The organism is Bradyrhizobium sp., assembly GCF_019242285.1.
In the GTDB taxonomy this organism is placed as follows: Bacteria; Pseudomonadota; Alphaproteobacteria; order Rhizobiales; family Xanthobacteraceae; genus Bradyrhizobium.
The window spans coordinates 1-5,397 of the sequence record NZ_JAFAVV010000328.1; the positions used below are offsets into that span (position 1 = coordinate 1).

A 5,397-nucleotide genomic window follows, 5' to 3' on the forward strand; every position below is an offset into this window, starting at 1 on the left:
AACCTTGCAGCGGTCCAGTGGCGGATCGGACGGATTTCGAGATCGACGGTTTTCAATGAGCGGAAGGCGCGTTCGATCCGTGCCAAATCCTTGTAGGCCTGGACGGTCTCTGCAGCATCGAGATGCTCAGCCGGCATGCTGGTTCGGATAATGTAGATGCCGTCGAGGCGCCCCTCTTCGGCAATCTGTTCGGCCCGGCGGTACCAGCACAGATAGCCGTCGGCTACCTCGACGTCGAAGTGCTTGGCCATCTTCTTCCGATTGAGCACTGCGCCGACCGCCATGCCGATCTCGGCGGCACTCTTGAGGCGCGAGTTTCTCGACCAACCTGCTCCTGGATGCGGGTGAGTTCGCGTTCGGTGGCAGCCAACAGCTCCTCGCGTTTGCGCGCCCGCTCGGCTGCCAGATCCCGATTGCGGCAGACGATCAGCCGCTCACCCGGGAACAGGTTCGGGGCGCTGATCTCGGCGAGATCGCGATCGTCGAACAGCGACAACTGCAGCGGCCCGTCATCTTGCGCCAGCGCCTTTATCGCCGGCGCGCGCAGACAGGTAACCCAATCCAAACCTGCAGGCTTCAGATCATCGCGGATGCGCGCCGAGGTGATCATGCCGCGGTCCCCAACTAGCACCATGCGGTTGATGGCGAACCGGTCCTTCACCTTCTCGACCTGTGTCCGCAGCGTCGACGGATCAGCCGTATTGCCGTCGAACACCTCCACCGCGATCGGCAGCCCCTCGCGTGTGCAGAGCAGCCCGTACACGATCTGCGGCCGGTCGCGCCGATGATCCCGGCTGTGGCCGTAACGCGCCAGCGGACAATAGCGACCCTCAAAATAGGATGACGTCACGTCATAGAGCACCAGAACGCCGTCCTCGAGATGCCGCCGCGCCAGCCGTTCTCGATCCGCGTCTGGCGCTCGAGCAGCCCATCCAACGCCTCATAGGGCTCGCGCTCCTTGACCCTCCCCAAACCCAGAACCGCGCCCAAGCTCGAGATCGCACTCTCCTGATCTACCGCGCGCACGAAGCCAAGCTTCGAGCGTGGCGTAATCAGTCGGTCGACCATCATGGCGACCACGAGATCGCAATAGCGCCGCGACGCTGGGTCCTTCGCCGTGCTCAAAATCAGCCGATCCAGTGCGATCTTGCGGATCAATGCCAGCGCCGCCGCAACATGGCCATGCGGCAACGAGCGCTCGATCTGCAGCTCGCTTGTGCCGATCACCGTGCCGCCCTTGAGAAGGGCCTTCAGCCCGTCGATCACGTCCGCAGGCAGCTTGCTCAGATTGGCCAAGGTTCGCTTCTGCGCCCGGCCCCTCTCGTTGCGATAGCTCTTTCGCAACAACACCGCGGGCGGCGAATCTCGATTCGGCACCGTCTCGATGAACATCCCCGAATCGAATCACATCTCGCCCGATTTGGGAATCCCTTACATGGACACAAACCACAAATGCTTTCGCGGCTAACCCGGCGCTCGGACTCGGTTTTCACCTCCGCGATCGCGCAAACTTCGGTCTAGCTATTGGGCAATGATATTGATGCCAGTGAGTAAGGCTGAAATCCGCGAGGTACGTCGCCGTGGCGCTCTCGTGCGCGAGGATGAGGGCTTTGCGATGAGACCGGACGGGGCCTGCGTTCGAAACCGAGGTGGAGCTTTGGCCTATTGCGTCGCCTTGGCTCGTCGCCACGGAAACGATGAGGCGAACGCGGTTGACGCGAGATGCGTCGTCTTCGGTTGACGTGTGCACCTTCTCAGTAGGACCGGAAACGGGAAGCGATTGGCACCCCTTCATGTGCTCCGCCCGACGAGGTCGGGCGGAGCATGGTCGAGACGGGTCTCAGTCTCCGGTCTTCCGAGGCCGCGACCACAGCAGGGTGTAGCCTTCGCCACCCTCGTCGTCGAACAGGTTCGCGTAGATCGGCGCGTTGAACGAGGGATCGTCGAGCTTGAGCGAGAGATAGTCGCGTCCCTCCTCCGAGCGCTTCGACCACGCTGCCCCAATCTCGGCCCGCCCTGCGTAGACGCGGTGGCTGGGGGCCGTATCGCTGGAGCGATTGGGCTCGGGAATGATGCGAACGCCCCTGGCCTGCAGGCTCAGCGTGATGATCTCGCCCTGGAAGTCGTTGCCGACCTTCTTGAAGGAACCGATGGTAGCCATGTCATTTCTCCTTGCTGTCTCGAGCCCGCGACCACCGCGGCCTCGATGGCGCGACATGAGCCGAATGGCGATCGGCGGCGCACCCGAAGGGCCGTAGCGCCAGCGGAGGACGCCAATGGGCGACTTTCTTGCCTCGCGAGGAATGGGCGTTAAGCCCAGGGGAAGAAAGTCGAACAGGCGGCGTTGCGTTCAAGACGATCGAGGCGCAGCCGGTCTTCGGCCAGATCAAGCCATCAAGAGGCAAGGCGCGTCCGCGCTCTGATGCAGTCCCAGGAGAAAGTGTGGCAGGCCTTCGTTGCCCAATTCAAGAGGCCGATACAGCGGGCGTCGGAAAAGAAGGCGCCGGCAGGAAACGGCGGTTTCGGACGCCGGCCAAACCCGAGGACAGACATCCGCCTGCCTCCTGCGGGCATCGAGACGGTGGCTGCGCAACTGGTCCAGCGTTTCGAGGAGCTGATGACCTGTCCCCCGCCCAAGCCGATGCATGGCCCGTGCAGCCCGATCATACCGACCATTCACCGAGACGCGAACGGGTATCCATTGCTAACCGAGTTCCTAAGGACTGGTGGAGCCTGGTCGCACGCCGCTCTGCCTACGACGGACGGCGCGGCAAACAGCGCAAGCCGGTTCCATGCTATCCCGCAAACAAAGGCGGCCCCGAGCCACACGCAGACCTCACGTAGGGACGACAACGGCGCCAGCAGATATGACAACGCAAGAGTTGCGTGATAGCCGGCAACCGCTGCCGGAACGAGGAAAATAACCGCAACAATTGTGCGGGGAATCGCAGACTGCGCCACGGCAAAGGCGAACCGACAAACAGCCAGCGTGAGTGGAGCTGCGGCGAAGCCCGCGAGCAGCGCGCTCGTTACACCAACACCATGATGCAATGCCGCCATTCCGATGCTGACGGCAACGAACAACGGCAGCGCATGGACCAACAGCGAGAACAGCGCCCAGCAGAACAGGCCGACAACGGCAATATTGAGTGCAAGTCCAATGGCGAGCATGGTGGTGGCCTTCGTACAAAAGCATGACGGTTGCGCCTTCCACCACCGCCGCGGCGCGAGCTTTGAGAATATCGGCAGATCTGGACAATGTTGAGGAGCCAAAGATCAGATATCCTCCGATCCATCCCGTCTTGCTCGGCCGTGTTCAGTGTGCGACCGAGCATCACCTCGAAAGGACGGCGCTCACGCGCCGCCCTCGCCGAACTTCCACACGGGAATGCCGAGGCGTCTTGCCTTGTCGGCGAGATTGCCCTGGATACCTGAGCCGGGGAACACCAAGACGCCGATGGGAAGCGCATCGAGCATGGCGTCGTTGCGTTTGAACGGTGCGGCCTTTTGATGCTTGGTCCAGTCCGGCCTGAAGGCGATTTGCGGCACCTTGCGGCTGGATGCCCATTTGGCGGCGATGAGCTCGGCGCCCTTGGGCGAGCCGCCGTGCAACAGGACCATGTCGGGATGCTTGGCGCGGACCTTGTCGAGCCGGTCCCAGATCAGCGCGACGTCGCTGAAGTCCGGTCCACCGGTGAGCGCGATCTTCGGTCCGGGTGGCAGCATGACATCCGTCTCGGCGCGACGCTTGGCTGCGAGGAAGTCGCGAGAATCGATCATGGCGGCGGTGAGCGTGCGATGGTTGATCAGTGATCCCGAGCGCGGCCGCCACGGAGAGCGGGTATGAACCTCGAAGGCTTCCATCGCCTGGTCGCGAAACAGCTCCATGGCGTTGCGGCGCTCGACCAGCGAGATGCCCTGAGCCGTCAAGCGCTCGAGCTCGACCGAGCGCACTTCAGAGCCGTCCTGTTCGCGTTGGCTCGTCCGCTGCGCCTGCTCGTTGTCGTCCAGCTCGCGCTCAATGCGTTCCGTCGCCCGATGGAACAGGTTGACGGTAGACCATAGGAGCTCCCGGAGGTCCGGTTCGAGGCGGGTGTCGGCAAGCGTTGCCACCAGCGCATCGAAGATGTCGGCGACTGCGCCAGCAATGGTTCTTCCCTCGGGAAGCGGTCGTGGGTCCGGCCCGTCATCGAAGGGCCGATAACCGAAGAGCTGCAGTTCGGTCAAGGCAAGGTCAGTTGCGGAAGCGTCGTGCAGCGGCTCGCGTTCGGTGTCGTCATGGTCGGTCATGGGAGAGCTCGTCTGTCAGGTCGACCGCGCCCATCGCGGCCTTCGTGCGATCTCTGAGACGGTGGACGAACCGGACCAGAACCCGCCGCGACAGCGGCGGGCCGGAGCGAATGCGGAGGATGGCGGGGATGGGGCTATTTTGCTTCGCGCTGCAAAGGCCCGCAGTTCAACCTTTCGAAAGAGTGGTCCATGCGGGCCGGCGGAAAATAGCCGCATACCCGCCATTGCCGGTCCGGGCGCCCGCCGTCCGATCGCCCCTGAGAAGGCCAGGAGCGCGTCGCGAACAGACGGAGCGGGCTCCCGTCTGTTCGATCATGGCTCAACCCGAACGTCTCTGCTCAAGCAGCGTCCAACGGCATTGCGCGGACGAAGCGAGCGAAATCCTCCGGCACGATCTGGGTTTGCAAAGACTCTCGCAACCCGTCAGGACCGAAACTGCGCAGGTCTTCGTTGAAGTCCTTAAGCCCTGGCCAAAGAGCAATCGCCTCGATGCCGGCCGAGGTCGCCCGTGCGGCCAAGGCTCTGTCCGCTTCCTTACCCGCAGCATCCGCGTCGACGGCGACATAGAGCCGGCGCAGCGTCGCAGGCCATCGGAAGACAGCGAGATGATTGGCCGAGAGCGCAGCAACGATCGGCAACATCGGCAGCACCGTGCGCAGCGACAGCACGGTCTCGATGCCCTCGCCTGCCGCCAGCACGTCGCTTGCGATGCCGAAGCGCACCGCATTGCCGAGAACATCACCCATCGCGCGCCGTGGCGTCTCGATCGGCGCCTTACCAAGCCGCCGGGTGTCGAAACCATCAGGATCAAGCCAGGTCCGCTGCACGCCGGTGATGCGGCCCTCAAGATCGGTCACGGGAACGATCAGGGCGGGCCAGGTCTCGACGGGCAAGCTCTCATCGGGCCGATAGAAGCAGCGCGGGTGAAAGCGGAGTGCGCCCTCGTCGCACGCCGGATCAATGCCCCGATTGCGCAGGTAGCTCTCGGCGAGAGTGCCAGCGATCGGCTGCGACATCGCAAACAGCCGCCGGGCCGCCTCTGCGGCGCGGGCCTGAGGCCGTGGTGGATCGTTCTCGGGCGGTGGCTCGCGCTGCCAGCGCGCGAGC

At 63.7% G+C, this 5,397-nt stretch carries 6 protein-coding genes and 1 pseudogene; all 7 read right to left on the minus strand.

Features of this window, described 5'->3' with window-relative positions; all coding sequences use genetic code 11:
- A pseudogene (locus tag JOY90_RS12945) lies at positions 1–251 on the minus strand (IS1634 family transposase); the annotation flags it as partial.
- On the minus strand, positions 224–862 hold the full coding sequence (locus JOY90_RS12950) for a transposase (RefSeq protein ID WP_291691521.1): 639 nt from the start codon (positions 860–862) through the stop codon (positions 224–226). The gene JOY90_RS12950 and the pseudogene JOY90_RS12945, both read right to left, overlap by 28 nt.
- Positions 847–1,266 carry a hypothetical protein gene (locus tag JOY90_RS12955; RefSeq protein ID WP_291691522.1) on the minus strand — a complete coding sequence of 140 codons (420 nt, stop codon included), beginning with the start codon at positions 1,264–1,266 and terminating at the stop codon, positions 847–849. Before JOY90_RS12955 ends, JOY90_RS12950 begins: the two co-directional genes overlap by 16 nt.
- A 574-nt stretch (positions 1,267–1,840) precedes the next feature.
- Positions 1,841–2,161 (minus strand): DUF736 domain-containing protein, encoded by a 321-nt coding sequence (locus JOY90_RS12960; protein ID WP_291691523.1) that lies wholly within the window; start codon positions 2,159–2,161, stop codon positions 1,841–1,843.
- A 515-nt stretch (positions 2,162–2,676) separates the two neighbouring features.
- The gene (locus tag JOY90_RS12965; RefSeq protein WP_291691524.1) at positions 2,677–3,171 is read right to left on the minus strand and encodes a hypothetical protein; all 495 of its coding nucleotides are present in this window, start codon (positions 3,169–3,171) and stop codon (positions 2,677–2,679) included.
- 183 nt (positions 3,172–3,354) lie between these two features.
- On the minus strand, positions 3,355–4,290 hold the full coding sequence (locus tag JOY90_RS12970) for a DUF2493 domain-containing protein (protein ID WP_291691525.1): 936 nt from the start codon (positions 4,288–4,290) through the stop codon (positions 3,355–3,357).
- A gap of 338 nt (positions 4,291–4,628) precedes the next feature.
- The coding region (locus JOY90_RS12975) for a toprim domain-containing protein (protein ID WP_291691526.1) at positions 4,629–5,397 on the minus strand (769 nt) is incomplete at its 5' end.